Source organism: Rhizobium sp. P2_G2 (assembly GCF_056403555.1).
The window spans coordinates 62,393-88,479 of the sequence record NZ_JBFUFF010000002.1 but is presented as its reverse complement, the minus strand read 5'-3'; the positions used below and the strand labels follow the sequence as shown (position 1 = coordinate 88,479).

Annotated in this window: 28 protein-coding genes; 12 read left to right on the top strand and 16 right to left on the bottom strand. The window is 61.1% G+C overall.

Annotation, left to right across the window (positions count from 1 at the left end; genetic code table 11):
* Nucleotides 1-82: 82 nt before the first annotated feature.
* Nucleotides 83-658, bottom strand: coding sequence for a 2'-5' RNA ligase family protein (locus AC1D06_RS02755; protein WP_477984842.1), 576 nt, complete (start codon nucleotides 656-658; stop codon nucleotides 83-85).
* 211 nt (nucleotides 659-869) lie between these two features.
* On the opposite strand from AC1D06_RS02755, the gene yihA reads away from it, so the two are divergent.
* The gene (gene yihA / locus AC1D06_RS02750) at nucleotides 870-1,520 is read left to right on the top strand and encodes a ribosome biogenesis GTP-binding protein YihA/YsxC (protein ID WP_477984840.1); all 651 of its coding nucleotides are present in this window, start codon (nucleotides 870-872) and stop codon (nucleotides 1,518-1,520) included.
* Nucleotides 1,521-1,578: 58 nt separating this feature from the next.
* Here yihA and AC1D06_RS02745 read toward each other — a convergent pair whose 3' ends face one another.
* From AC1D06_RS02745 to AC1D06_RS02730, 4 genes are all read right to left on the bottom strand, one after another.
* Nucleotides 1,579-2,136, bottom strand: a complete 558-nt coding sequence (locus tag AC1D06_RS02745) for a fasciclin domain-containing protein (protein WP_477984838.1) — start codon at nucleotides 2,134-2,136, stop codon at nucleotides 1,579-1,581.
* A 146-nt stretch (nucleotides 2,137-2,282) separates the two neighbouring features.
* Nucleotides 2,283-2,516, bottom strand: a complete 234-nt coding sequence (locus tag AC1D06_RS02740; RefSeq protein WP_477984836.1) for a hypothetical protein — start codon at nucleotides 2,514-2,516, stop codon at nucleotides 2,283-2,285.
* A gap of 117 nt (nucleotides 2,517-2,633) precedes the next feature.
* Nucleotides 2,634-3,353, bottom strand: coding sequence for an anti-sigma factor (locus tag AC1D06_RS02735; protein WP_477984834.1), 720 nt, complete (start codon nucleotides 3,351-3,353; stop codon nucleotides 2,634-2,636).
* Nucleotides 3,350-3,901 (bottom strand): sigma-70 family RNA polymerase sigma factor, encoded by a 552-nt coding sequence (locus AC1D06_RS02730; RefSeq protein ID WP_477879343.1) that lies wholly within the window; start codon nucleotides 3,899-3,901, stop codon nucleotides 3,350-3,352. The genes AC1D06_RS02735 and AC1D06_RS02730 overlap by 4 nt, the downstream gene beginning before the upstream one ends.
* A 123-nt stretch (nucleotides 3,902-4,024) precedes the next feature.
* Here AC1D06_RS02730 and argB point away from each other — a divergent pair, with 123 nt between their 5' ends.
* Together argB and AC1D06_RS02720 are read left to right on the top strand one after the other, a co-directional pair.
* Nucleotides 4,025-4,912 (top strand): acetylglutamate kinase, encoded by an 888-nt coding sequence (gene argB, locus AC1D06_RS02725; RefSeq protein ID WP_477984832.1) that lies wholly within the window; start codon nucleotides 4,025-4,027, stop codon nucleotides 4,910-4,912.
* A 75-nt stretch (nucleotides 4,913-4,987) separates the two neighbouring features.
* Nucleotides 4,988-5,716, top strand: a complete 729-nt coding sequence (locus tag AC1D06_RS02720; RefSeq protein ID WP_477984830.1) for a glycoside hydrolase family 16 protein — start codon at nucleotides 4,988-4,990, stop codon at nucleotides 5,714-5,716.
* 66 nt (nucleotides 5,717-5,782) lie between these two features.
* Here the strand turns inward: AC1D06_RS02720 and AC1D06_RS02715 are convergent, their stop codons facing one another.
* Both AC1D06_RS02715 and mutS read right to left on the bottom strand, forming a co-directional pair.
* Nucleotides 5,783-6,883 (bottom strand): DMP19 family protein, encoded by a 1,101-nt coding sequence (locus AC1D06_RS02715; RefSeq protein WP_477984828.1) that lies wholly within the window; start codon nucleotides 6,881-6,883, stop codon nucleotides 5,783-5,785.
* A gap of 117 nt (nucleotides 6,884-7,000) precedes the next feature.
* A complete protein-coding gene (gene mutS / locus AC1D06_RS02710; RefSeq protein WP_477984826.1) occupies nucleotides 7,001-9,715 on the bottom strand; it encodes a DNA mismatch repair protein MutS in 2,715 nt (904 codons plus the stop codon).
* Between the two features lie 125 nt (nucleotides 9,716-9,840).
* Between mutS and AC1D06_RS02705 the strand changes: the two genes are divergently transcribed.
* From AC1D06_RS02705 to AC1D06_RS02690, 4 genes are all read left to right on the top strand, one after another.
* A complete protein-coding gene (locus tag AC1D06_RS02705; RefSeq protein ID WP_477984824.1) occupies nucleotides 9,841-12,123 on the top strand; it encodes an NADP-dependent malic enzyme in 2,283 nt (760 codons plus the stop codon).
* 252 nt (nucleotides 12,124-12,375) lie between these two features.
* Complete coding sequence (locus AC1D06_RS02700; RefSeq protein ID WP_477984822.1) at nucleotides 12,376-12,999, top strand: hypothetical protein; 624 nt, start codon at nucleotides 12,376-12,378, stop codon at nucleotides 12,997-12,999.
* Between the two features lie 253 nt (nucleotides 13,000-13,252).
* Nucleotides 13,253-14,416 (top strand): calcium-binding protein, encoded by a 1,164-nt coding sequence (locus tag AC1D06_RS02695; protein ID WP_477984820.1) that lies wholly within the window; start codon nucleotides 13,253-13,255, stop codon nucleotides 14,414-14,416.
* A 76-nt stretch (nucleotides 14,417-14,492) separates the two neighbouring features.
* Nucleotides 14,493-14,768, top strand: coding sequence for a hypothetical protein (locus AC1D06_RS02690; protein ID WP_477879299.1), 276 nt, complete (start codon nucleotides 14,493-14,495; stop codon nucleotides 14,766-14,768).
* Here the strand turns inward: AC1D06_RS02690 and AC1D06_RS02685 are convergent, their stop codons facing one another.
* The 3 genes from AC1D06_RS02685 to AC1D06_RS02675 form a co-directional block, all read right to left on the bottom strand.
* Entirely contained in the window at nucleotides 14,769-15,008 is a 240-nt protein-coding gene (locus AC1D06_RS02685) for a hypothetical protein (RefSeq protein ID WP_477984818.1), read from the bottom strand.
* 8 nt (nucleotides 15,009-15,016) lie between these two features.
* Complete coding sequence (locus tag AC1D06_RS02680; RefSeq protein ID WP_477879301.1) at nucleotides 15,017-15,442, bottom strand: hypothetical protein; 426 nt, start codon at nucleotides 15,440-15,442, stop codon at nucleotides 15,017-15,019.
* 471 nt (nucleotides 15,443-15,913) lie between these two features.
* Complete coding sequence (locus AC1D06_RS02675) at nucleotides 15,914-16,477, bottom strand: TetR/AcrR family transcriptional regulator (protein WP_477984816.1); 564 nt, start codon at nucleotides 16,475-16,477, stop codon at nucleotides 15,914-15,916.
* 120 nt (nucleotides 16,478-16,597) lie between these two features.
* Between AC1D06_RS02675 and AC1D06_RS02670 the strand changes: the two genes are divergently transcribed.
* On the top strand, nucleotides 16,598-17,809 hold the full coding sequence (locus AC1D06_RS02670; protein ID WP_477984814.1) for an MFS transporter: 1,212 nt from the start codon (nucleotides 16,598-16,600) through the stop codon (nucleotides 17,807-17,809).
* Nucleotides 17,810-17,881: 72 nt separating this feature from the next.
* On the opposite strand, the gene AC1D06_RS02665 is transcribed toward AC1D06_RS02670, so the two are convergent.
* From AC1D06_RS02665 to AC1D06_RS02655, 3 genes are all read right to left on the bottom strand, one after another.
* Complete coding sequence (locus tag AC1D06_RS02665; protein WP_477879304.1) at nucleotides 17,882-18,313, bottom strand: MarR family winged helix-turn-helix transcriptional regulator; 432 nt, start codon at nucleotides 18,311-18,313, stop codon at nucleotides 17,882-17,884.
* A 589-nt stretch (nucleotides 18,314-18,902) separates the two neighbouring features.
* The gene (locus AC1D06_RS02660; RefSeq protein WP_477984812.1) at nucleotides 18,903-19,337 is read right to left on the bottom strand and encodes an RbsD/FucU family protein; all 435 of its coding nucleotides are present in this window, start codon (nucleotides 19,335-19,337) and stop codon (nucleotides 18,903-18,905) included.
* Nucleotides 19,337-20,569, bottom strand: a complete 1,233-nt coding sequence (locus tag AC1D06_RS02655) for an ROK family transcriptional regulator (protein ID WP_477984810.1) — start codon at nucleotides 20,567-20,569, stop codon at nucleotides 19,337-19,339. The genes AC1D06_RS02660 and AC1D06_RS02655 overlap by 1 nt, the downstream gene beginning before the upstream one ends.
* A 227-nt stretch (nucleotides 20,570-20,796) precedes the next feature.
* On the opposite strand from AC1D06_RS02655, the gene AC1D06_RS02650 reads away from it, so the two are divergent.
* The 4 genes from AC1D06_RS02650 (at nucleotide 20,797) to pyrC (ending at nucleotide 25,025) form a co-directional block, all read left to right on the top strand.
* Nucleotides 20,797-21,822 carry a substrate-binding domain-containing protein gene (locus tag AC1D06_RS02650; protein WP_477879307.1) on the top strand — a complete coding sequence of 342 codons (1,026 nt, stop codon included), beginning with the start codon at nucleotides 20,797-20,799 and terminating at the stop codon, nucleotides 21,820-21,822.
* A gap of 101 nt (nucleotides 21,823-21,923) precedes the next feature.
* Complete coding sequence (locus tag AC1D06_RS02645; protein ID WP_477879308.1) at nucleotides 21,924-22,982, top strand: ABC transporter permease; 1,059 nt, start codon at nucleotides 21,924-21,926, stop codon at nucleotides 22,980-22,982.
* Nucleotides 22,958-23,767, top strand: coding sequence for an ATP-binding cassette domain-containing protein (locus AC1D06_RS02640; protein WP_477879309.1), 810 nt, complete (start codon nucleotides 22,958-22,960; stop codon nucleotides 23,765-23,767). Before AC1D06_RS02645 ends, AC1D06_RS02640 begins: the two co-directional genes overlap by 25 nt.
* Nucleotides 23,768-23,987: 220 nt before the next feature.
* Nucleotides 23,988-25,025: a dihydroorotase gene (pyrC, locus tag AC1D06_RS02635; protein ID WP_477984808.1), complete on the top strand. Its 1,038-nt coding sequence runs from the start codon at nucleotides 23,988-23,990 to the stop codon at nucleotides 25,023-25,025.
* A 9-nt stretch (nucleotides 25,026-25,034) separates the two neighbouring features.
* On the opposite strand, the gene AC1D06_RS02630 is transcribed toward pyrC, so the two are convergent.
* The 3 genes from AC1D06_RS02630 to AC1D06_RS02620 form a co-directional block, all read right to left on the bottom strand.
* On the bottom strand, nucleotides 25,035-25,430 hold the full coding sequence (locus AC1D06_RS02630) for a type II toxin-antitoxin system VapC family toxin (protein ID WP_477984806.1): 396 nt from the start codon (nucleotides 25,428-25,430) through the stop codon (nucleotides 25,035-25,037).
* 3 nt (nucleotides 25,431-25,433) lie between these two features.
* On the bottom strand, nucleotides 25,434-25,679 hold the full coding sequence (locus AC1D06_RS02625) for a type II toxin-antitoxin system VapB family antitoxin (RefSeq protein WP_477879312.1): 246 nt from the start codon (nucleotides 25,677-25,679) through the stop codon (nucleotides 25,434-25,436).
* A gap of 64 nt (nucleotides 25,680-25,743) precedes the next feature.
* The gene (locus tag AC1D06_RS02620) at nucleotides 25,744-26,007 is read right to left on the bottom strand and encodes a BolA family protein (RefSeq protein ID WP_477984804.1); all 264 of its coding nucleotides are present in this window, start codon (nucleotides 26,005-26,007) and stop codon (nucleotides 25,744-25,746) included.
* Between the last annotated feature and the right edge of the window lie 80 nt (nucleotides 26,008-26,087).

Genomic DNA, 26,087 nt, shown 5'->3' with positions numbered 1-26,087 from the left:
TCTCCCCATTTTTCTGGTCGGCCATCTCATCATGGCGCAGCCACAGCCGGTCGAGACTTTGTTCAGCGGCGTTCTTAACGGGCTAGTGGAGCCTGCGACAGGGGAATTTGCAGATCAGGCGATACTTTGTCTGACCCTGCAGGCTTTCGACAAGCAGAAGTTCACGGACGCGCCATTGGACCGGCACCTCGATTTTGTGGGGAACAATCTTTCCTTTGTCGTATAGCAACGTCATGTGTGGGTTATAGGCTTGGCGGTGCGGCTTACCAAAACGGGGTTCGAGCAATTTGCTCACCGACCCCTCCAATTCGACCAGCGCCTGATTACCGTTATCGCTGTGAAGGACCAACGGTTTCCCGTCGGATCCCTGAAAGCTTGCGGCACGGTCAAAATAGATATCGAATTCGTCGAACTCCAATCTCGACAATAGATGACATAGCTCGTCTTCCGTTATCGAACTCGGATCGAAGCCGGCGATCGACACATGCAGCACATCGTCAGGCCGGGGTCGGCCTTTCAATCCATGCCGGTTGCAAAGATCGCCTGTTGTTTGTCGGATCAGGTCCAGAATGCGTTCCTGGGGCTGGGCAATCAGAATGATCTTGCTGCCCGAGAAGTGCTTTTTGCTTACGAAAGCTTCATTCGTATTGCTTAGCATTTAAGCCTCCATCCAATGTTTTGCATTAACACCATATAACAAGACTTAGAACAAAAGAGGAACAAATTTCGCTGTAGTGTCAAATTTTCAAAATCGACCTCTGGACAGCCATCTATCATTCCACCTCCATCTTTCGCGCTCTTTCCGGCGCAGCGCTTGACTTTCCCGCCAAAACCCGAAAAGCGGAACGCCTTTAAACCGGATAACGAACATGACCGACAACGCAAAGCCGCTCGACCGCATCTTCACGCGGCCCTGGATTTTCATCCGCGGCGTGCCGGCAATGAAATTCCTGCCGCCGGAAGGCCCGGCCGAGATCGCCTTTGCCGGCCGTTCCAATGTCGGCAAGTCGTCGCTGATCAATGCGCTGACCGGACAGCGTGCTTTGGCGCGCACCTCCAATACGCCGGGGCGCACGCAGGAGCTCAACTATTTCGTACCGGATGGCTTTTCGGGCGAGGTCGGCGACCTGCCGCCGTGTGCGCTGGTCGACATGCCCGGCTATGGTTATGCCGAAGCGCCGAAGGCCCAGGTGGATGCCTGGACTAAGCTGGTCTTCGACTATCTGCGCGGGCGCTCGACGCTGAAGCGCGTCTATGTCCTGATCGACAGCCGCCATGGCATCAAGAAGAACGACGACGAGGTGTTCGACCTGCTCGACAAGGCGGCCGTCTCCTACCAAATCGCGCTGACGAAGACCGACAAGATCAAGCCAAGCGCGATCCCGGCACTTATGACGGATACGCTGGCGAAGCTCGCCAAGCATCCGGCCGCCTATCCGGAAATCCTCACGACCTCTTCGGAAAAGGCCGAGGGCATAGAGGAAATGCGCGCGGCTCTGATCAGGACGCTGTCTCTCTGATAAAAAGCCGCCCGGGCTGGATGCACCGGACGGCGTGAGTTGGCCTGGGCGCGAGCGCTCACGCCTTCGGCAAAAGCACCTTGTTGATGACGTGGATGACGCCGTTCGATTGCTGGACGTCGGCAATGGTGACGGTGGCGACGCCGCCCGTCTCATCCTTGAGCATGATCGTCTTGCCCTTCTTCATCGCGGTCAGCACGCAGCCGCCCACCGTGGTGATCTTGTGCATGCCGCCATCATCCTTGATCATCTTGGCGATGGTCTTCGACATGGCGTCGGCGGCTACGACATGGCAGGTCAGCACCTTGACCAGCTTGTCATGATTTTCCGGCTTCAGCAGCGTTTCGACCGTGCCGGCCGGCAGCGCTGCAAAGGCTTCGTTGGTCGGCGCGAACACCGTGAACGGACCCTTGCCCTCCAGGGTGTCGACCAGGCCGGCCGCCTTGACGGCAGCGACCAGGGTCGTGTGGTCCTTCGACTTCATGGCGTTTTCGACGATGTTCTTCGTCTTGAACATCGGCGCGCCGCCGACCACCGAGTTCCTGGCCTCTGCGGCGAAAGCAGTGGCGAAAATGGCGGCGGCGACGAGCGTCGTGCGGATTGCGGTTCTGAGCATCGGATTACCCTTCCTGTCTCCTCGGCCGGCTGGACGATTCCAGGCCGGTCCTCACTCCCTGGTGGGATGAAAGGAAGTACGGGTGGGGCGGGATTAGAGTTTCAGCTGCAAGAAATTTTGCGAGATTTCGATTGCAAGATCGTCGCTCATTCAAATCGCGCCAGATAATCTTCTATTTCCTCGTCTGTCGCTTGCCACTCTTCCCCTCGGGCCTCAGCGATGACGACCACGCCAACGAGCGTGATCGGATCTTCCGCCATAAAGCGGTCCGCTCCTCGCACGGCGACGACAAATTGACCCTCTGGGTGAACGGAATAACCCTTCGACAGCAAGGTCAGATAGGCTGGGGTGAGCAGATTTGCCGCGGCTGCAAGGTGCATGAGGTGCCCTCTCCAAATCGGCGCTACAACGCCGGCGAAACAACGGATCGGTCACGGGAACCGCAGCCACGGCATGACGTCGGCGCGTAAAAAGGCCGAGCACGCGACCTTTTGGATTCACAGTGCCCTGGTCTTGCCCATCGCGATGACTGGCCCGGTTGGCTTGCCGTCCGGCGCGCCGCCGAAGGGTTCGACGGAAATGGCAATTGTCTTGTCAGGACCAAGTTCCTTGCGCATGGCGCTCGGGACATTGATTGCGCCGGTGCCATCGGGCAGGAGGCCCAGCGAGTGAGGCTGTTTGTCGTCGGTGATCAGCCACAGCTGCAGCGACTTCGGCTGTTCCTGCTTCAGCGCCGCGGGCGTGATGCTCAGCCGGCCGGAAGCCGTATCATAGCTGGCGATCAGGCTCATCGGCGTATCCATGCCCGTCAATTCCGCCACCAGCGGCTTGACCGTCGGCCCAACCGGCGGGGTGACGCGATCGGCCACGGTGACGCTGACGCCTGCGATGATCGCTACCGCCGTCAGTGTGCGCCACAGGAACACGGAACTCCAGACAGCCTGCAGCAGGCCTCCCGGCTCACCCTGCTGCGGCATGCCGAAAAGCCGCGTTTCGATCTTCTTGTAGAGTTCCGGAGAGGGGCGGACGTCGCGGTAATCTTCGTTGAAATCGGCGAGGTTGGCTTGCCAGCGGCGCACCTGGTTGGCGAATTTGGGATCGCCGGCCATGCGCGCCTCGACGCGTCGCCGGTCTTCCTCGGACAGCACACCGAGCACATATTCGCCGGAGATGATCTCGTCACGGGTCCGGTCCCAATCCTGCGGCTTGTCGCTCATCTCCCGAGGCACTCTCTTAGTTTCAGCAGGCTGCGACGCAGCCAGGTTCGTATGGTGTTCAACGGTATATTATAGAAATCTGCCAGCTCTTGGTAGCTCAAACCTTCAACATATGCGCGCTTGACAGCATCTGCTTTATCAGATTCGAGCGTCTGCATGCAGCCCTCAATTCGGCTACCTTCGCTGCGATTGATGGCCTCGGCTTCCGGATCAGGCGCATCGCTTGCAAGATCAAAGACTTCGTCTAGTTCGGAGGCCTGCGGCTTCCTCGCGCGCATCACGTCTATGGCGTGATTGCGGGCGATCGCGGCAAGCCAGGTCTCGGCCCGGCCTTCGTCGCGCGAGAAGCGTTCGGCACGCTGCCAGACCTTGATGAACACATCCTGCAGCGCATCCTCCGCTTCGGACCGGTTTTTCAGGATACGCAAGAGGATGCCGAGAAGTTTCGGCGCGGTGCGAAGATAGAGCCGGGTATAGGCCGCTCGGTCGCGCAGACCTACGCGGAGCATCAATGCATCGATATCCTCGTCCGACCTGTTTTCGGCCATTGCCATCCGCCGCATTGCCTCATTGCTGACCGGCAATTTTTACGCGGGTTTCGGCCAAACGGATCATTCCATGTGCCCGCGACTTACGCTAAAGAGGCTCGACTTCATTCAGCGAGGCCCGGTATGTCCCAGTCGGAAAGCGAGATCCAGGCGCGTCTGCTCGCGCAGGCTCTGCCCTTCATGCAGCGTTATGAGAACAAGACGATCGTCRTCAAATATGGCGGCCACGCCATGGGCAATCCGGAACTCGGCAAGGCCTTCGCCAGCGATATCGGCCTGCTCAAGCAGTCCGGGCTGAACCCGATCGTCGTCCATGGCGGCGGCCCGCAGATCGGCGCTATGCTGGCCAAGATGGGCATCGAATCGCGCTTCGAGAACGGCCTGCGCGTCACCGACGAGAAGACGGTCGAGATCGTCGAAATGGTGCTCGCCGGCTCGATCAACAAGGAGATCGTGCAACTGATCAACCGGACCGGCGAATGGGCCATCGGCCTCTGCGGCAAGGACGGCAACATGGTGTTCGCCGAAAAGGCGCGCAAGACGGTCATCGACCCTGATTCCAATATCGAGCGCGTGCTCGATCTCGGCTTCGTCGGCGAGGTCGTGGAAGTCGACCGCACGCTGCTCGACCTGCTCGCCAAGTCGGAAATGATCCCGGTGATCGCGCCGGTGGCGCCGGGCCGCGACGGCCACACCTATAATATCAATGCCGACACCTTCGCCGGCGCCATTGCCGGTGCGCTCAACGCCGCCCGCCTGCTCTTCCTCACCGACGTGCCGGGCGTGCTCGACAAGAAGGGCGATCTGATCAAGGAACTCTCGGTCACGCAGGCCTATGAGCTGATCAAGGACGGCACGATCTCCGGCGGCATGATCCCCAAGGTCGAGACCTGTATCGAGGCGCTGAAGATGGGCGTCGAGGGCGTTGTCATCCTCAACGGCAAGACCCCCCATTCGGTGCTGCTGGAGCTGTTCACCGAGACCGGCGCCGGCACGCTGATCGTGCAGTGACAAGCATGGGCTGGCGGCGCGCCAGCCTGAAATCAGCCAGCGGGATTAGGCATTGCTTGTCCCGCCGGAGTTCCCATGTTCAAGCGCCTGTTTCTGTCCATCGCCGTCCTCGCCTTGTTCGCCGCACCGTCCTACGGCAAGCGGCTGCATTTCTCCGGCTATGATTTCAAGATCAAGGAAGGAACCGGCCTCGGCCCCGGACCGAACGACTGGGCCAAGTCGCAAGCCTTTGTCGACACCAAGGGCCGGCTGCATCTGCGCTTCTCGGAAAAGGATGGCCACTGGTATGCCGGCGAAGTCGAGAGCATCAGCAAATTCGGCTTCGGCACCTACAGGATCGTCTTCGAGGGCAATATCGGCGGCCAGGACAAGAATGTCGTGTTCGGCTTCTTCAACTATCCGACCGCCGACGTCGGGCCGGATGGGACCAACGAGATCGACGTCGAATTCGCCCGCTGGGGCGACAGGGCCAACGCGCCGCTGAACTACACCGTCTGGCCGGTGGATCCGGGACTCGACAATGCGCATCAGACCTTCGTCTTCCGCAGGGGCGATCGCAAAAGCGTTCACCAGTTCACCTGGCAATCCGATAGCGTCGTCTATTCATCGACGGAGATCAACGACGACGGCGGCCCAGGCAATACCTCTGACTGGACTTTCGCGCCGAAAAATCCAGAAGCGCGGATCGGCCAGAACCCGATGCCGGTCTATTTCAACCTCTGGGGTTTTCAAGGCCGTGAACCGAGTGACGATAAGCCGGTGGAGGTGATCATCGACTCGTTCAAATATACGCCGCTGAAGTAGCCAGTCGGGTTGCGATCCACCAGACCTGTTCGATTGCTAGGATCATAAACACATCACAGGCCCCGATCACCTCGGCCAAACATTGTTATCCTTGGCGAATTGGATGACGGCGGGATAGATCCTGCCATCGTCGACGATATTTGTCAGGCCCTTCAACGTGTTGGCCAAAGCGTCGTCATGCTCCGACATGAAGTGCCACCGCTTGCTCGGGTCTGTCGGATATGGCTTTGGGAAAAGATCCACGCCGTGCTCGACCGCCCCGGCATGCTTTTTCAGCCCCATCTCGTTCAAGGCGACCACCACCTCTGGGGCAAAATTGCCCGAAGAATTATAGAAGAACTGCGCAACCGAGCCGTTTGACACCTCGTCTTCAAACACGCGGACGACGATGATGCGAGCATATGGCGCCGGCAGCCGGGAAAGGAACGCTGCCTGTTGCTGATACGTCTCTTCGTCGGCCAAGCAGCCTATCAAGCCGTCGGTCAGGTAGCCCAGTTTGTCGCCATCCGTTGCGGCTGCTTTCAGCGGCTCGTAGATCGCCTTGAGCTCGCGGGAGCGCATGATCCTTGTCTCGGCCTCATCGAGAAGGCTGGGCAGGGCACGAAATTTTGCCGAAAGCGCCTTCAGATTCGCGTCGAGGACCGAATCGCGGATGCCACCACGGCCGTCGCTCCAGCGCTCATAACGCTGCTGCTCCGTGCCGTAATCCGGGCCGAACAGGACACGGCCCTGGCGGATGATCATGGCGTGGTCCTTGAGCCCCTGGGCATCAAGCGTTGCCAAGACTTCATCGATATAGACGCCTGGTTCATCAACGAAGAAATGGATCAAGCCATTCTCCCTGTCCGTCCATGCGGCCGTCGCCGCGAGCATCATCATTGGCCGCTCGACGGGTTGAAAGGTCTTGAGGCCGCGGGCGAGCGCCATCTTTGCTTTTGCCCCGCCGGCCTCATCCGCTCCCAAACCCATCGTGTCCGGCCTGCCGTTGGGATCAGGAAAGAAAATGGTCGGCTGATACAACGGAACGGCACGCCTCTCGATAACATCAGTCATTGGATAGTGCTTCAACCGCCCGACATCGCAGCCTTCCGCCGCCGCCAAAGGACCAGGCGCCGCCATTGCCATGAGCACCGTCAATGCCGCAGCGAAATCAAGCCATTTCAACATGCAGCGCCTCCTTTGGAAGATTCCGCCGGAATCGGTAACGGATGGAGCTGGAGATTTCTTCTGGGTAGGCAAAGCGGCGATATCACAGGATTTTTGCTATCCTGCACAATTTCCGGCTCAGCCGAGTTCTCTCTTCAGCGCATAAAGCGCCTCCAGCGCCTGCCTTGGCGTCATGTCGTCGAGATCGAGCGCCTTCAGCGCCTCGTCGACCTTTGAGGCCTTTGCCGCTTTAGGTTCTTCTCGGCGGATAGCGGCCTGGAACAGCGGCAGGTCGTCGATCAGTTTCGCTGCCGGGTTCTTGCGATCGGCGTCTTCGAGCAGGCTCAGCACTTCCCGAGCACGCGCCACCACCGAGGCCGGCAGGCCGGCAAGTCGCGCCACCTGGATGCCATAGGAGCGATCGGCAGCGCCTGGTCCGACCTCGTGCAGGAAAATGACGTCGCCGTCCCATTCCTTGACGCGCATCGTGACATTGGCGAGGCGCTTGAGCTTTTCCGACAGCACCGTCAGCTCATGGAAATGGGTGGCGAACACGGAGCGGCAGCGGTTGACCTCGTGCAGGTGCTCGACGGCGGCCCAGGCGATGGAGAGGCCGTCGAAGGTCGCCGTGCCGCGCCCGATCTCATCGAGGATCACCAGCGAGCGGTCGGTCGCCTGGTTGAGGATCGCCGCCGTCTCGACCATCTCGACCATGAAGGTCGAACGGCCGCGCGCCAGATCGTCGGAGGCGCCGACACGGGAGAAAAGACGGTCGACCACCCCGATCTCGGCCTCGGCAGCCGGCACGTAGGAGCCCATCTGCGCCATGATGGCGATCAGCGCGTTCTGGCGCAGGAAAGTGGATTTACCGCCCATATTCGGGCCGGTCAGCAGCCAGATGCCGCCATGCTTCTGCTCCTCGCCGGGCGACAGATCGCAGTGATTGGCGACGAAGGGATTGCCGGCCGATTTCCTCAGCGCCTGTTCGACCACCGGATGCCGGCCGCCCTTGATGCGGAAATCGAGCGAACCATCGACCACCGGTCGGCAATAGGCCTGCTCGTCGGCCAGCGCGGCCAGGGCGGAAGACACGTCGATGACGGCGATGGCATTGGCGGCGGCCTTGACCATCTCGGCGGCTCTCACCACGGCCTCGACCATGCGGTCATAGGCTTCGAGCTCGATCGCAAGCGCCTGTTCGGCGGCATTGGCGATCCGGCTTTCGAGATCGGAAAGCTCGACCGTGGTGAAGCGCATGGCACTCGCCGTCGTCTGGCGATGAATGAAGCGGGCGCGGCGCTCGGGCGTGTCGGTAAGCGCACCGGATGTGCCGGAGGTCAATTCGATGAAATAGCCTAGCACATTATTATGCTTGATCTTCAGCGATTTGACGCCGGTTTCCTCGGAATAGGAATTCTGCAGACCGGCGATCACCCGGCGCGACTGGTCGCGCAGCTCCCGTAATTCGTCGAGATCGGCGATGGCGCCGTCGGCAATGAAGCCGCCGTCACGCTTGAGCAGCGGCAGATCCTCCGCCAACAGGCTTTCGAGGAGCGCTTCAAGTTCGAAAGGGACAGCATTCAGCGCCGAAGCCGCCGCTGCCAATTCGGGCGGCAAGCGGCGCTGCCCGAGCAAGGATGAAACTGTCCGGCCTGTTTCAAGCCCACGCAAAATCGCCTGCAGGTCGCGCGGACCACCACGGTCGAGCGCCAGTCGCGACAGCGCGCGCGGCATATCGGGCGACCGCTTCAGCATCTGTCTGGCGTCTTCGGTCAGGCGCGGCTCGTCGAGGAAGAAGGAGATCGAATCCAGCCGTCCGTTGATTTTATCCGAATCTGTCAGCGGCGACATCAGCCGTTCGCAGAGCAGCCGCGTGCCGCCACCGGTCACCGTACGATCGAGCGCCTTGAGCAGCGAACCGTCGCGATTGCCCGACAGCGTCTTGACCAGTTCGAGATTGGCGCGCGTCGCCGGATCGATGAACAGGGTCGAGGCGCCGCTTTCGCGCTCCGGCCGGCCCAGCGGCGGGCGCTCGGCGATCTGCGTCTTTTCGACATAGGCAACCGCTGCGGCACCCGCAGCCAGCTCGGCGCGGCTGAAACCGCCGAAGCCATCGAGCGTCGAGACATCATAATAGCGTGCTATGCGGCTCTCGGCCGTGGCTGAGTCGAAGAGCACAGCCGGCTGTGGACTGACGACCCGGCCGAGAATGTCGAAGGTCGGCCTCAGTTCCGGGTCATGGAACAGGCCGTCGGCGACGATCAATTCCTTCGGCTCGACGCGCAGGATGTCGGCAAGCAACCGCAGCAATGTCGTCTCGGCCAGGCGGAAAATGCCGGTGGAAATATCGATCCAGGCGAGTGCATAGGCGGGTGCTTCACTGCCGCGGATGCGTGAGAGCGCCATCAGGTAATTGCTGTCGCCCGGGTTGAGCAGCTTTTCCTCGGTGATCGTGCCTGGCGTCACGAGGCGCACGACATCGCGGCGGACGACCGACTTGGCGCCGCGCTTCTTCGCCTCGGCAGGGTCTTCGACCTGTTCGCAGACGGCGACGCGGTAACCCATCCCGATCAGTTTCTGCAGGTAGTCATCGGCGGCATGCACCGGCACGCCGCACATCGGAATATCCTGGCCGAGATGCTGGCCGCGGCGGGTGAGCGTGATGCCAAGGGCGCGCGATGCTTCCAGCGCATCCTCGAAGAACATCTCGTAAAAATCGCCCATGCGATAGAACAGCAGGCTATCCGGATTGGCGGCCTTGATCTCGATATATTGTTCCATCATCGGCGTCGCGGTCAGACGGCTTTCCTCGGAAGCGAGCTGGGCGACGGTCAAGGCATCAATAATTGTCATACTGTTCTTTTGACAAACGGATAAGCGTGTCTGATAAAGGCAGGGACACTATCGATATTGCGACCAAAAACAATAAGAGGCTCGGCCGAAACGACAAGAGCCCACAGAATGCATTGGGAGGAAGAATGTCTGACGTTCAGAAACGCCGCGGCCTGCCGACGATCACCCGGGAAGAAGCGCTGGAATTCCATTCGCGCGGCAAGCCCGGCAAGCTCGAAGTCAATCCGACCAAGCCGATGGCAACGCAGCGCGACCTGTCGCTGGCCTATTCGCCTGGCGTCGCCGAGCCGGTGAAGGCAATTGCCGAAGACCCGGCAACGGCCTACGATTACACCGCCCGCGGCAATATGGTGGCGGTGATTTCCAACGGCACGGCGATCCTTGGGCTGGGCAATCTCGGCGCTTTGGCCTCCAAGCCGGTGATGGAGGGCAAGGCCGTGCTCTTCAAGCGCTTTGCCGATGTCGATTCGATCGACCTCGAAATAGATACCGAGGATGTCGACGCCTTCGTCAATTGCGTGCGCTATCTCGGGCCTTCCTTTGGCGGCATCAATCTCGAGGATATCAAGGCGCCGGACTGTTTCGTCATCGAAAGCCGGCTGCGTGAGATCATGGACATTCCGGTGTTCCATGACGACCAGCACGGCACGGCAATCATCGCCGCTGCCGGCCTGATCAATGCGCTGGATCTCACCGGCCGCGACATGAAGACCACGAAACTGGTCTGCAATGGTGCCGGTGCGGCGGCGATTGCCTGTATCGAGCTGATCAAGTCCATGGGCTTCAACCCGGAAAACGTCGTTCTCTGCGACACCAAGGGCGTGGTCTACCAGGGCCGCACCGAGGGCATGAACCAGTGGAAATCGGCACATGCGGCCAAGACCGATAGCCGGACGCTGACCGATGCGATGAAGGGCGCGGACGTTATCCTCGGCCTCTCCGCCAAGGGAGCGCTGTCGACGGAGATGATCGCGTCGATGGCGCCGAACCCGATCATCTTCGCCATGGCCAATCCGGATCCGGAAATCACGCCGGAAGAGGTCGCGCGCATCCGTGACGACGCGATCATGGCGACCGGCCGTTCGGACTATCCGAACCAGGTCAACAATGTGCTGGGCTTTCCCTATATCTTCCGCGGCGCGCTGGACGTGCGCGCCTCGACCATCAACGATGCGATGAAAATCGCCGCCGTGCAGGCGCTCGCCAATCTCGCCAAGGAGGACGTGCCCGACGATGTCGCCGCGGCCTATCAGGGCAACCGGCCGCGCTTCGGCGCCAATTACATCATCCCGGTGCCGTTCGATCCGCGGTTGATCTCCTCGATCCCCGTGGCTGTTGCCAGGGCGGCGATGGAATCGGGCGTCGCCCGCAAGCCGATCGCCAATCTGGAAGCCTATGCCCGCGAATTGCGTGGCCGGCGCGACCCGATCGCCTCGACGCTGCAGCGCATCTATGACCGCGTCCGGCGCATGCCGAAGCGCGTCGTCTTCGCCGAAGCCGAAGAAGAGCAGGTGATGCGGGCGGCCGTCGCCTATGTCAACCAGCAGCTCGGCACTGCAATCCTCGTCGGCCGCGACGACATTATCGAGGCCAATGCCGAACGCGCCGGCATCGACCTCAATCGGCCAGGCATCGAGCGGATCAATGCCCGCACATCGAAGCGCCGCGAAGCCTATATCGACTATCTCTATGCCCGGCTGCAACGGAAGGGCTACCTGCATCGCGATGCCCAGCGGCTGATCAACAACGACCGCAACCATTTCGCGGCCTGCATGGTGGCGCTCGGCGACGCCGACGCCATGGTCACCGGCACGACCCGTAACTATTCGACAGCTCTGGAAGACGTGCGGCGCTGCATCGACGCCAAGCCGGGCCATCGTGTCATCGGCGTGTCGCTAGCGCTCTGCCGTGGCCGCAACGTGCTGGTGGCGGATACGGCCGTGCACGACATGCCGACCTCGGAAGAACTCGCCGATATCGCCGAGGAGGCGGCAAGCCTGGCGCGGAAATTCGGCTACGAGCCACGCGTCGCCATGCTCGCCTATTCCACCTTCGGCCATCCCGAGGGCGAGCGCTCGGAACGCCTGCGCGAGGCGGTGAAAATCCTCGACAAGCGCCGGGTCGACTTTCAGTTCGACGGCGAAATGGCGGCCGACGTGGCACTCAATCCCCGGGTGATGGAGCAATATCCGTTCTGCCGGCTGAAGGGGCCTGCCAATGTCCTTGTCATGCCCGCCTTCCACTCCGCGTCGATTTCGACCAAGATGCTGCAGGAACTCGGCGGCTGTACGGTGATCGGTCCGCTGCTCGTCGGCCTCGACAAGCCGGTGCAGATCGTCTCGATCGGCGCCAAGGATTCCGACATCGTCAACATGGCGGCCATCGCAGCTTACAATGCGGGGACTTGACCCTGTCATCGCGGCTCAACGGCGCCGATTTCCGCGCCGTTGACTGCCTGTCGGCTTTCGCAAAAGCCCCAGCCGTTCTGAATAGTCCCAATCCGGGTTTCAGAGCGGCTCGGCATCCAATTCTCCCGATCTCCCGCTCACGGCGATGTGATTCCCTGTGCCGAAGACCTGAACTGCACCAGGCCGGGTTCTGTGCGAAAACGTCGGTCATCGCCGGGCCATGCTCGGCCTGACAGGGCAGGAGAGATTTCGATGACCCGTTTTCTGACGATCAAGACCGGAATGGTTTTCTTGGGCGTGGCTTTTGCCGCGACAAGCCTTGGCACTGCAGTCGCTGCACCGACCAATATCCGGGTGCGCGGCACGATCATCAGCTATGATGACGCGACGCTGACGGTAAGGACGCGCGAAGGCGCGACCGCAAAGATCGCGCTTGAAAACGGCTGGAAGGTCTCGAGCGTCGCCAAGGCCTCGGTTGCCGATATCAAGGTCGGCGATTCCCTCGGCATCGCCTCCGTCCCGAAGGCGGAAGGTGGCGACAACGCATTGGAAGTCGTGATTTTCCCGCCTGCCCTGAAGGGCACCGGCGAGGGCAGCCGCCCATGGGACGCCAAGCCCAACAGTTCCATGACCAATGCGACGGTCGCCAAGTCGGTCACATCCGTCGACGGCAAGACGGTCACCCTGACTTATAAGGGCAAGGAGAAGAAGATCTCCATCCCCCAGGGCGTGCCGGTGGTGACCTTTGCCACGGCAACGAAAGATGACCTGAAGCCCGGCGCGGTGGTTTTCGTCCCGTCGAAGAAGGCGGATGACGGCTCGATTTCCAGCGAACGCGTCGTCGTCAGCACCAAGGGCGTCGTGCCGCCGATGTGAGCCGCCGGCCAAACCGGCGATTGATCTGCGGTGCACGACGACGATTTTCACATTGTCGCGCAGACTTGTATTCGTGTCATCGCTTTGATTTCATTTAGCCGTTCGGTTCAGCGGGCACCTGCCGCTATGCACCGGCATGTCCATTCCCCGAATTCATGGCGTTGCCTGGGCTGCGGCTGCGTGTCATCTCATGGTCAATGCGATCATCTGCCTTACGCAGATGAAATCCCGCACTGACCCGAGGAGCCAGGCCATGTCCGCCACTGTCACCGACACCCGCAGCTGGGATTTTCTGGAGCACAGCTATTGGTACGTGCCGACGCCCTATCTGGCCGCCTATGCGCTTCTCAACGGTGATACGGATACACCGCAGACCGTGCCGCTCGTCGACCAGACGCTCTGGCACATCACCAACGTGGTCGACGGCTACGTGTTCGGCGAGGTTGCCACCGATCTCGGCAAGGGCTGGGTCTATTCGACGCTGGTCGGCTCGATCACGCCTGACGGCTCCGTTTCCTTCAGCTTCACCCAGCAAGGCTCGGACGCCGATATCACCATCGGCCGGGGCGAGATGGTCAGGCAAGGCGGGCAATGGTTCTTCGAAATGCAGATGACCAGCGGCACCGGCTCAAGCAGCGTTTCGCACTGGGCCTATATGGCGGAGGCGGTGCCGGGTGATCGGGCGTCCACCATGTTGCCGGGCTATACCGGCACCGATATCGCTGCCGCTTTCGACGACAACACGACCAATGATGGTGGCGCTTCCAAGCCGCAGCGCATCGTCATGGGCACGGACAGTGCGGACGACATCCACAAGCTGACTTCGGCCGCCGGTGTCCTGATCTATGGCGAAGGCGGCAATGACAGGCTGACCGGCGGCGGCAAGACCGACGGCCTGGTCGGCGGCACCGGCAACGACCAGCTCGCCGGCCGGGGCGCCGCGGACGATCTCTACGGCCAGGATGGCGATGATGTCCTGCGCGGCGGTGCGGGCGCGGATCTCCTATCCGGCGGTTCCGGTCGCGACAGGCTCGTCGGTGGCTCGGGCGACGATTTTCTCACGGGTGGCGCCGGCCGCGATATCCTGATCGGTGGTGCAGGGCGCGACACATTCTTCTTCGACGATATCCACGACAGCGCCGTGCATGGGCCGGATGTCATTACCGATTTCAGCGCGGCCGATCACGATCGCATCGGCTTCAGCCGTATCGACGCCGATACGGCGACCACGACGGACGACGCCTTCCATTTCATCGGCACGGATGCCTTCAGCGGCAAAGCCGGCGAATTGCGCTATGCGATAAACGCGCACGGAGTCACCACCGTCTCTGCCGATCTTGATGGCGATGGTCAGGCCGATTGCGTTGTCAGCGTGAGTGGGCAGCATCACTTCACGCAGTCCGATTTCATGCTGTAGTTTTTTCGAACAGTGGTCCTCGAAGAGCTCCGCGCAAGACTTTGGTCGCATTCTCTGGTGGATACGGAGGGTTGCGATGGGTTTCAGGGTCATCAGCGGCGGTCTTGACAAATCAGGCGGCGGCCGGTCGCTCTCTAAATCGGATGTCCAGGCGGAAGCGGCCCGCCGCATTCGGGAATCGGGATATGAACGCTGGCGAGCCCGCAATCTCGTCACAGGCGAACCGATCCCGAAAGCATTGCAATATCTCAAGATCCAGATCGCCTGGGTCGCCGACACGCTGGCCGGGCTTGATCCAATCCCGACCGATTACGCCGACGACAAATACTGGCCCCGAGAGCGACTGGACTGACTACGGCTGTTCCTTCATGTCCGGTGTCGGTCCGCGCTCGTCATTATCTTCGAGGTCGGTCTTGACGACATAAGGGTCGCGATTTTCCCGCACGGCCTCGGCCAATGCGTCGGATCGGGTCAATTCATCCGGATCGAGTTCGGGCTGCTTTCGGCCCTTCAACGCGCTGTCAGTGATGGGACCGAGCACATTGTCGGCCCCGATGTCGAGGCCTTTGCTGTCTTTCCGCTTGTCTTGCATGGTCTTACCTACGGGTGCGGGCTGACTTTGAACATCGGCGAAGCCGGTTCGACCTTTTTGGTGACGGGGTCGATGCACAGCTGGTTTTCGGCACCCTCGACAGGCTGCGAAAAACTGGTGCGTGGCTCGTCCATGCCGGCTTGTCCGTCAAGCGGGTTGGAGGCAGTCATCTCACGCGGCGGATCGGCGTCCGGCGTGTGATACTCATGGCCCATGGCGTTGTGGCCACCATGCGGATCACTGGGCGAGGCGCCGCTGCGGCGCATGTCGCCGTTCGGGTCGGTGGCAGGATTGCGAATGCCGCCCTTCATCATCGGTGTCCATTCCGCATCCAGCGGCTGGCCGGGAGCGTCCTGTTCGATATTCTCATGCCCGCCGAGCGGATTGGTGGAATGGGCGACATCGCGCCCATCGTCTATGCGGGAATTGTTCATCGCAAACTTCTCCTCTCGCCCGTTGCGTGCAATTGGCGTTGTTCGGAGACGGATTGTCTCTGTTTCAGTCAGTACCAGACGGGCAGGCTGCCGGGCAGAATGGCGCTGGGATCGCCGTCCAGCTCGGATGACGTGAGCAGTCGCTGCCAGAGTGTCGGAGCTGGAGCCTCGATCTCGTCAGATACGGGAACATCATAGACCGGTCCCGTACGAGGCCAGCTTTCACGCGCTCCGAGGGGGTGAGTCGGATGGGATTCGTGGAGCGAATCGTGCACGGCATTCCTCCTTGGTGCTTCCGTTGACTAACGGCCGAACGCGGCGACGGTTCCGCGACCGGCTCCTCCGGTAAAGAAATCAGAGATAAACGACGAAGTCGTCAATTAGATGACGGTGCCGGCGCCGATCTGTGAATCAGGGGAAAAATAAACGGACGTGCCGGGGACAGGAATGGTGATGCGGCGTGGCAGATTGCTATCGCGCCAGGACGTAGAGGCGATCGAGCAACCCCTTCCAGAAAGCCTCGTTCATCTCCCCCTTGCCGAACAGGATGCGATACATGATCGGTGCGATCACGTGATCGATGACATCTTGCACGTCGTAGGATTTTTCACCCCGCGCCCGCGCCCGGTCGAGAATGACCTGCAGATGGTCATAGGTATAGGTGCAATATTGACCGGGTTGCGCCGCGTCGAGCGAATTGGCGAACAGGTCGAGCAACAGCGTCTTGCCGGTCTCGGTGGAAAATTCCTCGGCATATTGCTCGACATAGGCGGTAAGATCGGCCTTCAGGCTGCCCGAATCCGCGGGGTCGGCGACTGGCCTTAGCCGCTCCATGGCGACATCGGCAAAAAGCTCGGAAAGATCGCCCCAGCGGCGGTAGATGGTCGATGGCGTCACGCCGGCGCGTGCGGCGATCATCGGCACGGTCAGTTCCGTGCGCTCGGCCTCGGCCTGCAGTTCCTTCACCGCCTTGTGCACCTCCGCCTGGATTCGGGCGCTCCTGCCGCCCACGCGGATCCTTTCCTTGACTGCCACTTCGGTCTCCTGATGCCGCACGAAAAGTTTCGCGATTTTAACGCAAAATATTTGCATTAAGCTGCGCAATGCACTACATGGGTTAACGCAACGATTTAGCTTTAAGGATGGGATTGCCCCATGTCCAGCGAAAACACACTCAATGTAGGTGATCGGCGCAGGTTTTCACCCTCGGGATCGGTACTCYATGGCGCGATCGCCGCGGTGCTGTTTGCCGCCAGTTCCAGCGCAGCGACGCCAGTTTATCGCCTTTACCAGGAGATCTACGGCCTCACGCCTGTGATGCTGATGATGATCTTTTCGGCCTATGCCTTCATGCTGCTGGCGGCTTTGCTGACGGTCGGTTCGCTGTCGGACTATATCGGCCGCAAGCCGGTGATCTTCTTCGCCCTGGTGATCAATGTGCTCGCCATGCTCGCTTTCATCAGAGCCGGATCGGCTGAGATGCTGATCCTGGCGCGAGGCCTGCAGGGTTTTGCCACGGGTGCGGCGACCACGACGCTCGGTGCGGCCATTCTCGACGTCGACCGCGAGCGCGGGCCGTTGCTCAACAGCACGACGGCCTTTGTCGGCCTCACTGTCGGTGCCGTTCTCTCCGGCGCTCTCGTGGCTTATGCGCCGCTGCCCCTGGAACTGGCATTTGCCGTGTTGCTTGCGGTGACAGCTATTCTGCTGATCCTGCTGCCCTGGCTGCCGGAAACCTCGGCGGGCAAGTCGGGCGCCTTCGCTTCGCTGGCGCCACATGTCAGCGTTCCGGCGCAGGCACGGCGGATGCTGATCAAGATCACACCCGTCAGTGTCGCCGCCTGGGCGCTGGGTGGCTTCTATTTCTCGCTGATGCCGTCGCTGGTGCGGGTCGCCACGGGCATGACGTCGCCGCTGATCGGCGGCCTGGTCGTCGCGGTGCTGACCTCGACCGGCGCGGTCACCGTGTTTGCGCTGCGCAACAGGCCGGGGCTCAGCATCCTGACGATCGGCACATGGTCGGTCATATCCGGCGTCGCCATCACGCTGGCCGGTGTCCACCTTCATCTCGCTTCGGTGATGATGGCCGGCGCGCTGGTGACCGGCGTCGGTTTCGGCGCGAGCTTCTCCGGCGCGCTGCGCACCATATTGCCGCTGGCGCATGCCGATGAACGGGCAGGCCTGCTCTCGGCTTACTATCTCCAGAGCTATCTCGCCTTCAGCCTGCCGGCCATCGCCATCGGTTTGGTCATCCCGCAACTGGGTCTGGCGAACGCGGCCTATATCTATGGCTCCGTGGTCATCGCATTGGCCCTGGTGTCGCTGCTCGCGACCCGTGCGGCGCGTCCCGAATTGTCGAACGCCTAGGTCTGAATAATATGTAAATGACAGGTGGCCGGTTATGCTTTCCGGCCCCTTAACGATCGCAGGCTATCGGCTCTAAAGTTTGCGGGCGTTGTCGATTGCCTGCCGCATATATTCGAGCATCAGTTCACGCTCGAAGCGGCGGAAGCCTTTGAACAGCGCCTGGTCGGCCTCCTGGGCCGCAGCCATCGCCTGTTCTTCGATGGCGCGGCCTTTCTCGGTGAGGAAATTGCGGATCGCCCGCTTGTCTGTCGGGTGCGGTTCCCTGCGGATCAGGCCGTCGCGCTCCATGCGGGCGAGCGTGTTGGCGAGCGTCGCCTGCTCGATTTCCAGCCGGTCGAGGATTTCTCGCTGGGTGAGCCCGTCCTCGCGCCAGAGTTCGATCAGCACTGGAAACTGGCCGGGAGAGAAACCGATATCGGCGGCGCGCGACAGGAGCGAACGCGAAAACCCCTTGGCAAGCAGGCTTGCGAGATAGGTCGCCGAATCCGAAAGATTGTAGGTCATCGCGATAGTAAAGCCGGATAATTTCAACCGCACAACAAAAATCGCATACGATGTAGTCTCTGCCGAAGACTGTATTCTTCTGGGACAGGCCACGCCTGCGCCGGCGAATTCTTAGCAAGTCCGATTTTGCGAAATTGTGACACTGTCCCAGGCTGAAACGAAAAAAGCCGTCCTGGCGAGGGGGCCAGAACGGCTTAAGCGCAAGGGGCGGACAAAGGCCCGGAGAGGGGGGAAGGGCCTTTGTCCGTCAAACCTGGCAAGGCGGGGGACGGGCCAATGTAGCCAGGTTGAAGGTGATCTTCATAATCACCACGACTGTCATTTGCGTGGTCAAATGCGGCAATTCAAGGGAAGCCCCGATTACAAATTGGTAATGTCTGCGACAGCCGAATTGCGATGCGGAGAATCGGCGGCGATGCCGCCGAGATGTGGCCTGCGCGTCACGTCGATCACATCGAGGATCAGCACCTCTGACGGCCTCGCCCTGCCGGGACGCAGGCCAGGTCCGCGCGCAGAATCTGCCCGCCACTGAGCGAAGAGACCGGCTGCCGCGCTTTCAAGGCTCTCGTCCGGATGGGGAATAGTTCAATCACTTAGCAGGGTAAATAACGCCCTTGCGCAGGATGATATTGCCGTAGAGCCTCGGCTCCGAGGTCTGCACGATCGTGTGCGCGGCTCGCACACGGGTGTAAAAATCGGCGGGCGCGAGCGGCACGACCGTGCGTTCCGGCTCCCATTTGCGGCAGATATTGACCATCTCCTGATGCACGGGGTCGAGCAGCGCCATGTCGCCGCGCACCGTGGCGCGAAAAATCCCGTGCTCGACGAAATCGTCGATCGGCATCAGCGACAGGATGGCGTCGAGCAGGCGGATGACGCCATGACCATCGGCGCGCACCAGCCGTCGCGCATGTTCGAGCCCGGGATAATTGCCGTCGACGAGCGCGATCTCGTCGCCATGGCCCATGGCCCTCAATGTGGAAAGTAAATCCGGACCGAGAACGGGATCGATACCTCTGAGCATCAGGCCATATCCTTGAAAAGTACGCTTTGATCGATGTGATAACGTGAGAAGAGCGGCAGGCTGGCGGCGCCGACGGCGCGCGCTGCCGATCCGACCAGCCCCTCCTCGACCACCGGTGGGGCGATGCCCTGCAGGTCGAGCTTGGCAAGTTCGGTCTTGGTGGCCTGGACAATGGCCGCGCGCACCGATGCGGCAAAGCCGCCGTCGATGACCACTGCCTCGAAATCGATCACTGAACAGACTGTGACGATGGCGAAGGCGAGCGCTTCCGCCGTTTCCCTGATCCATCGCGCCTTCGTCGCGCCGAACTCGTCCCATTGTTCCGGCGTCAGCCAGATCGACGATGGGTCCTTGCCGTCGTCGATCAGCATCTTTTCAAGCAGCACCACGGAAGCATGGTCGATGAGCTGGCTGGGCCGGCTTTTATGCACGCCGAACGGCATCGAGCCGAACGCCCCGGCATTGCCCGTCCGCCCCGGATAGAGCGCATGATTGAGCACCACGCCGCCGCCGATGAACGATCCGAGGAAGAAATAGGCGAAATCGGCAAACCGCGGCCCATGACCGAAGGCGAGTTCGGCGGCGCAAGCGGCAGTGGCGTCATTCTGCAGGAAGATCGGCAGGTGCAGCTTGCGCGCCAGCATGTCGGCGATGTCGGCGTCGCGCCAGGCGTCCATGTCCTCCTTCGGCGCGCCCATCGCCTCGACCCAGTTCCACAGTTGGAAGGGCAGCGCCACGCCGAGGCCGGCAATCTTGCGGCGGTCCTCTGTTTTCATCGAAAGCAGTATCGCTTCGACGCTGCGCTGGGCGAAGGCGAGGATCGCCGCCGGCGTCGGGTAGCGATAGGCCTCGTGCAACTGGCTGCGGACGCCGCCGACAAAATCCATCAGCACGAGATCGGCGCTGCGACGGCCGATCTTCAGCCCGAGCGAAAACACGCCGTTCGGATTGAGGCTCATCGGAATCGAGGGCTGGCCGACGCGGCCGCGTTGCGGCGCGCCCCGCGCGAGCATCCCTTCCTTCTCCAGCGAACGCATGATCACCGACACGGTCTGGGCCGAGAGCCCGGTCCTGCGGGCGATCTCCGCCTTCGACAGGCTGCCATGACGGCGCACGAGCGACAGCACCAGCCGCTCGTTATAGGCACGCACACGCGTCTGGTTGGCGCCGCCCATCGGGTCGACGACCACCGTTATCACTTCCTGTTCATCGGTCAGGCCGAAGGTCGCCATGCCCCATTCTCCTCCCGGGCACTGCTACACCAAGTCGCCGGAAGCATGCCATATCCGATTAATAAATCAACTCGATTTATTTATTGACAGCATTTTTGTTTGATGCTTATTTAGGCTCGGCAGATCGCATGGGGCCGGAGGAGCTTTCTCAGAGCCTGCCAATGTGCGACCGCTCGCTGTGGCGGCGGGTTGGCCCGCTGCCTTGTTTTGTTCCTTGGGAGGAAATCATGAAGACATCTTTGATTGCCGCAACCATCGGCGCGCTGGCGCTCGGTGTTGCTTTCGCCGGCAGTGCCAATGCAGCCGGTGTCGCCGCCTGCCTGATCACCAAGACCGATACCAATCCCTTCTTCGTCAAGATGAAGGAAGGCGCGACCGCCAAGGCGAAGGAACTCGGCGTCGACCTCAAGACCTATGCCGGCAAGATCGACGGCGACAATGACAGCCAGGTCGCCGCTATCGAATCCTGCATCGCCGATGGCGCCAAGGGCATCCTGATTACTGCCTCCGACACCAAGGCCATCGTCGGCCCGGTCAAGAAGGCCCGCGACGCCGGCGTTCTGGTGATTGCGCTCGACACGCCGCTCGATCCGGCCGATGCCGCCGACGCCACCTTCGCCACCGACAACCTGCTCGCCGGCAAGCTGATTGGCGAATGGGCCAAGGCGACCATGGGCGACAAGGCGAAGGACGCCAAGGTCGGCTTCCTCGACCTGACCCCGTCGCAGCCGACCGTCGACGTTCTGCGCGACCAGGGCTTCATGATGGGCTTCGGCATCGACGTGAAGGATCCCAACAAGATCGGCGACGAAGACGATGCGCGCATCGTCGGTCATGACGTCACCAACGGCAATGAAGAAGGCGGCCGCAAGGCGATGGAAAACCTTCTGCAGAAGGATTCCGACATCAACGTCATCCACACCATCAACGAACCGGCCGCTGTCGGCGCCTACCAGGCGCTCAAGGCTGTCGGCAAGGAAGGCGATGTGTTGATCGTCTCCGTCGACGGCGGTTGCCCCGGCGTCAAGTCGGTGCAGGAAGGCCAGATCGGCGCCACCTCGCAGCAATATCCGCTGCTGATGGCCTCGCTCGGCATCGAAGCGATCGCCAAATATGCCAAGGATGGCACCAAGCCGCAGCCGACCCCCGGCAAGGCGTTCTTCGACACCGGTGTGTCGCTGGTGACCGACAAGCCGGCCGCCGGCGTGCCGTCGATCAGCGTCAAGGAAGGCCTGGCCAAGTGCTGGGGTTGATCGTCTAAGTCTTTCGGTTCACTATGGTTCCCGGGGAGCATGGCTCTCCGGGAACGGTAAATCTACCGGCCTCGCGGCCGGGCCCTTGGGAGGGAGCGGCAATGGCCAGCATCCAGGAATTCGAGAAGGTTCTCGACAAGAGCGACACCACAGTCGCCGCATTTGAAGACCGCTCGTTCTTACGAAAAATCCAGCATTTCCTGCATTCGACACCATCGGCCGTGCCGCTGATCGTGCTGATTGCCTCGATCATAATCTTTGGCGCCTCCATCGGCGGAAAGTTCTTTTCCGCCTATACGCTCACTCTGGTCCTGCAGCAGATCGCTGTCGTCGGTATTCTCGGCGCCGCACAGACGCTGGTGATCCTGACCGCCGGCATCGACCTGTCGATCGGCGTGGTGATGGTCATCTCCGCAGTGGTCATGGGCAATTGCGCACTGACATATGGGATGCCGAGCGGCATAGCGATCATTGTCGGCCTCATTGTCGGCGCTCTCTGTGGCTTCCTCAACGGCTTTCTCGTCTCCAAGCTCAAGCTGCCGCCTTTCATCGTGACCCTGGGCACCTGGGACATCGTGATGGCGACGAACTTCATTTATTCCGCCAACGAGACACTGCGCGATTCCGATATCGAATCCGTGGCGCCCTTCCTGCAGTTCTTCGGCGAAAGCTTCAAAGTGGGCAAGGCGGTGCTGACGCTTGGCGTCGTCTTCATGGTGCTCCTGGTTTTCGTGCTCTGGTACGCGCTCAACCACACCGCCTGGGGCCGTCACCTCTATGCCGTCGGCGACGATCCGGAGGCGGCAAAACTTTCCGGTATCCGTACCGACCGCGTGCTGCTCGGCACGTATACGCTGGCTGGCCTGATCGCCGCCCTGGCTGCCTGGGTCTCGATTGGCCGCAACGGCTCGATCTCGCCGTCCTCGGCGGTGACGGACTATAACCTGCAGGCGATCACCGCGACGGTGATCGGGGGCATATCGCTGTTCGGCGGCCGCGGGTCGATCCTCGGAACATTGATCGGTGCCATGATCGTCGGTGTTGTCTCCATGGGTCTCAACATGCTCGGTGCCGACCCGCAGTGGAAAGTTTTCCTGACTGGCGTGCTGATCATCGCCGCCGTCGCAGTCGACCAATGGATCAGAAAGGTAGCCGCGTGATGGCCAACGAGGATCCCATTCTCACCGCACGCGGATTGGTCAAGCGCTATGGCCGCGTCACCGCCCTCGACAATGCCGATTTCGACCTCTATCGCGGCGAAATCCTCGCCGTGATCGGCGACAACGGCGCCGGCAAGTCTTCGCTGATCAAGGCGATTTCCGGCGCTGTCCATCCCGACGCCGGCGAAATCCGCCTCGATGGCCAGCCGGTCAGCTTCGCCTCGCCGATGGAGGCGCGCGATGCCGGCATCGAGACGGTGTACCAGAACCTTGCTCTGTCGCCGGCGCTGTCGATTGCCGACAACATGTTCCTCGGTCGAGAGTTGCGCAAACCGGGAGCGCTCGGTTCCGTTTTTCGCATGCTCGACCGGAAGCGGATGGAGAAAGTCGCCCGCGACAAACTGACTGAACTCGGCCTGATGACCATCCAGAACATCAACCAGGCGGTGGAAACGCTCTCGGGTGGCCAGCGTCAGGGTGTGGCGGTGGCACGCGCGGCAGCCTTCGGCTCGAAACTGGTGATCATGGACGAACCGACGGCGGCACTGGGCGTCAAGGAATCGCGCAAGGTGCTCGAGCTCATCCTCGACGTCCGTTCGCGTGGCCTGCCGATCGTCTTGATTTCCCACAACATGCCGCATGTGTTCGAGGTTGCTGACCGCATCCATATTCACCGGCTGGGAAAACGCCTCTGCGTCATCAATCCCAAGGATTTCACCATGTCCGACGCCGTCGCCCTGATGACCGGCGCCAAGGCTCCGCCGCCGGAGACCATGGCGGCCTGAACAGATTCCTCCGAGTGAACCGACTGCCGGCGGGTGGCAACATCCGCCGGCTTTTTCGTCTGTGAACGCACTTTCCGCCTCCCGGGGCCAGCAGATCATGGACGCGTGTGGACCTTTGTCGAGTGCCCAACGGAACCGAACGGCGAAAATCCGATTTCTCTGCATTGCCCCGCTCGCGTCGTGACGATAGGGACATGACGATATCTCGAAAGGACCACCCATGACCTCGCTCACCATCCGCCGCCCCGACGACTGGCATCTGCACCTGCGTGATGGCGATATGCTCAAGGCAGTCCTGCCCTACACGTCCCGGCATTTCGCCCGCGCCATCATCATGCCCAATCTCGTGCCGCCGGTAGTGACGACAGCGGATGCGGCGGCCTATCGCGAGCGGATCATCGCCTGCCTGCTCGAAGGCCACACATTCGAGCCGCTGATGACGCTCTATCTCACCGAAGGCAGCAATCCCGACGACATCGAAGCGGGCGCCAGGTCCGGCCTTATCAAGGCCGTGAAGCTTTACCCTGCCGGCGCCACAACGAATTCGGCCTCCGGCGTCCGCAATTTCGAAAACGCCATGCCGGTGCTGGAGCGGATGGCGAAGGTCGGCCTGCCGCTCTGTGTCCATGGCGAAGTGACGAGTTCCGATGTCGACATTTTTGACCGCGAGGCGGTGTTCATCGACACAGTGCTCGACCCGATCCGCAAGCGCCTGCCGGAACTCCGCGTGACCATGGAACATGTCACCACGTCTGATGGTGTTGACTACATCAGGGAGTCTTCGAAAAACCTTGCGGGAACGATCACCACGCATCATCTGATCATCAACCGCAATGCCATCCTCGCCGGCGGCATCCGTCCGCATTACTATTGTCTTCCGGTCGCCAAGCGTGAAAGCCATCGCCTGGCGCTCAGGCAGGCGGCGACATCGGGCGACAAGAGGTTTTTCCTCGGCACGGACTCCGCGCCGCATGTCGATCCGCTCAAGGAATGTGCCTGCGGCTGCGCCGGCTGTTTCACGGCTCTCAACACGCTCTCCTGCCTTGCTCATGTGTTCGAGCAGGACGACGCGCTCGACAGGCTGGAAGCCTTCGTGTCGCTGAACGGACCCGCCTGGTATGGCCTGCCGGTGAACGAGGAGCGCATCACGCTCACGAAAAAGAAAGAAGCCGTGGCCTATCCCCCGAAGATCGAGACTGCGGCCGGGCCGGTGACGGTGTTCGATCCGATGTTCGAGCTGTTCTGGGACGTCGAATAGCGGCGGCGCTCAAGCGCTCTCGATATCGGTGAGCAGGAAATCGTTGCCTTTGAAAAGCAGCGGCAGCTTGTGATGCTTTGCGCAGGCATAGGCGAAACAATCGGCGAAATTCAGCGCTGCCGGATGTCTTCCTTTGCCGTAGCGGCGAAACGCTTCGAGCGAAATCGTAGTCGTCTCCGGTTCGACTGGAACCACGACAATGCCCATCAGCGATAGAAATTTCATCACTATTTCTTCTGCTGTCTCATCTGTGACTCCGACAAGACGTGGCAAATTGACTGCGGTTTCCCATATCGCCAAGGGGGAGGTAACGCGCACTTCGGCAGATTGCAGCCGCGTGAACAAGTCTTCTGCTTCCCTCTCGGCCGCGATCATGGCGCACAGCGCGGAAGCATCGATGAACATGGATCAATCGCGCTCGTACAGGCTGTCGATATACGCCTTGTCGACAGGCTGAATCTTCTCCGGATCGCCCATAGCCTTGACCTTGCGCGCGAAAGCCATGCCAATCTCCACCAGAGACGGCGAGGCGCCTTCACGCTCCAGTTCGTGGCGAAGCGCTTGCCGGATAACTTCGGTCTTTGTGGTCTTCCGCAATTCCGCCAGCTGCCCGGCGATCAGCGCAACTTCCGGATCTTTCACATAGAGAGCCATGGTATATCCTCGTGCCTGCAAGTGGATATACCTTGTTTCTGCCGTGGTTGCCACTTATTTACGCTTAGGACTTAATAATCTCGATCGCCAGCGCGTGCAGCCCTTCGTCGAATGCGAAGGCGAGCGTTGCGTTGACGGCGCGGTGCGCAGCGACCCGGTTCAGTCCGACAAGCGTGTCGGCCGTGATGCGGATGCGGAAATGGGTTTGTCCGGTGGCGGCAGCCTCCGGGTTATGGCCGGCATGCAGCCGGCTTTCGTTGACGACTTCGAGGAAGGAAGGCTCGAAGCCGTCGGTGAGTGCGGAATGGATCTTGTCCTGGAGGGTCATCGGTGTTCACTGCCAAAACCCCCACAAAGACAAGAACATTCCGATTTGTCAATTCTTGATGAGAATGCTGGCGGATCGCA

Bases quoted from the DNA above. Each gene is read 5' to 3' on its own strand.
- AC1D06_RS02755 (WP_477984842.1), bottom strand. From the start codon at position 658: ATGCTAAGCAATACGAATGAAGCTTTCGTAAGCAAAAAGCACTTCTCG.
- yihA (WP_477984840.1), top strand. From the start codon at position 870: ATGACCGACAACGCAAAGCCGCTCGACCGCATCTTCACGCGGCCCTGG.
- AC1D06_RS02745 (WP_477984838.1), bottom strand. From the start codon at position 2,136: ATGCTCAGAACCGCAATCCGCACGACGCTCGTCGCCGCCGCCATTTTC.
- AC1D06_RS02740 (WP_477984836.1), bottom strand. From the start codon at position 2,516: ATGCACCTTGCAGCCGCGGCAAATCTGCTCACCCCAGCCTATCTGACC.
- AC1D06_RS02735 (WP_477984834.1), bottom strand. From the start codon at position 3,353: ATGAGCGACAAGCCGCAGGATTGGGACCGGACCCGTGACGAGATCATC.
- AC1D06_RS02730 (WP_477879343.1), bottom strand. From the start codon at position 3,901: ATGGCCGAAAACAGGTCGGACGAGGATATCGATGCATTGATGCTCCGC.
- AC1D06_RS02720 (WP_477984830.1), top strand. From the start codon at position 4,988: ATGTTCAAGCGCCTGTTTCTGTCCATCGCCGTCCTCGCCTTGTTCGCC.
- AC1D06_RS02715 (WP_477984828.1), bottom strand. From the start codon at position 6,883: ATGTTGAAATGGCTTGATTTCGCTGCGGCATTGACGGTGCTCATGGCA.
- mutS (WP_477984826.1), bottom strand. From the start codon at position 9,715: ATGACAATTATTGATGCCTTGACCGTCGCCCAGCTCGCTTCCGAGGAA.
- AC1D06_RS02705 (WP_477984824.1), top strand. From the start codon at position 9,841: ATGTCTGACGTTCAGAAACGCCGCGGCCTGCCGACGATCACCCGGGAA.
- AC1D06_RS02700 (WP_477984822.1), top strand. From the start codon at position 12,376: ATGACCCGTTTTCTGACGATCAAGACCGGAATGGTTTTCTTGGGCGTG.
- AC1D06_RS02695 (WP_477984820.1), top strand. From the start codon at position 13,253: ATGTCCGCCACTGTCACCGACACCCGCAGCTGGGATTTTCTGGAGCAC.
- AC1D06_RS02690 (WP_477879299.1), top strand. From the start codon at position 14,493: ATGGGTTTCAGGGTCATCAGCGGCGGTCTTGACAAATCAGGCGGCGGC.
- AC1D06_RS02685 (WP_477984818.1), bottom strand. From the start codon at position 15,008: ATGCAAGACAAGCGGAAAGACAGCAAAGGCCTCGACATCGGGGCCGAC.
- AC1D06_RS02680 (WP_477879301.1), bottom strand. From the start codon at position 15,442: ATGAACAATTCCCGCATAGACGATGGGCGCGATGTCGCCCATTCCACC.
- AC1D06_RS02665 (WP_477879304.1), bottom strand. From the start codon at position 18,313: ATGACCTACAATCTTTCGGATTCGGCGACCTATCTCGCAAGCCTGCTT.
- AC1D06_RS02660 (WP_477984812.1), bottom strand. From the start codon at position 19,337: ATGCTCAGAGGTATCGATCCCGTTCTCGGTCCGGATTTACTTTCCACA.
- AC1D06_RS02655 (WP_477984810.1), bottom strand. From the start codon at position 20,569: ATGGCGACCTTCGGCCTGACCGATGAACAGGAAGTGATAACGGTGGTC.
- AC1D06_RS02650 (WP_477879307.1), top strand. From the start codon at position 20,797: ATGAAGACATCTTTGATTGCCGCAACCATCGGCGCGCTGGCGCTCGGT.
- AC1D06_RS02645 (WP_477879308.1), top strand. From the start codon at position 21,924: ATGGCCAGCATCCAGGAATTCGAGAAGGTTCTCGACAAGAGCGACACC.
- AC1D06_RS02640 (WP_477879309.1), top strand. From the start codon at position 22,958: ATGGATCAGAAAGGTAGCCGCGTGATGGCCAACGAGGATCCCATTCTC.
- pyrC (WP_477984808.1), top strand. From the start codon at position 23,988: ATGACCTCGCTCACCATCCGCCGCCCCGACGACTGGCATCTGCACCTG.
- AC1D06_RS02630 (WP_477984806.1), bottom strand. From the start codon at position 25,430: ATGTTCATCGATGCTTCCGCGCTGTGCGCCATGATCGCGGCCGAGAGG.
- AC1D06_RS02625 (WP_477879312.1), bottom strand. From the start codon at position 25,679: ATGGCTCTCTATGTGAAAGATCCGGAAGTTGCGCTGATCGCCGGGCAG.
- AC1D06_RS02620 (WP_477984804.1), bottom strand. From the start codon at position 26,007: ATGACCCTCCAGGACAAGATCCATTCCGCACTCACCGACGGCTTCGAG.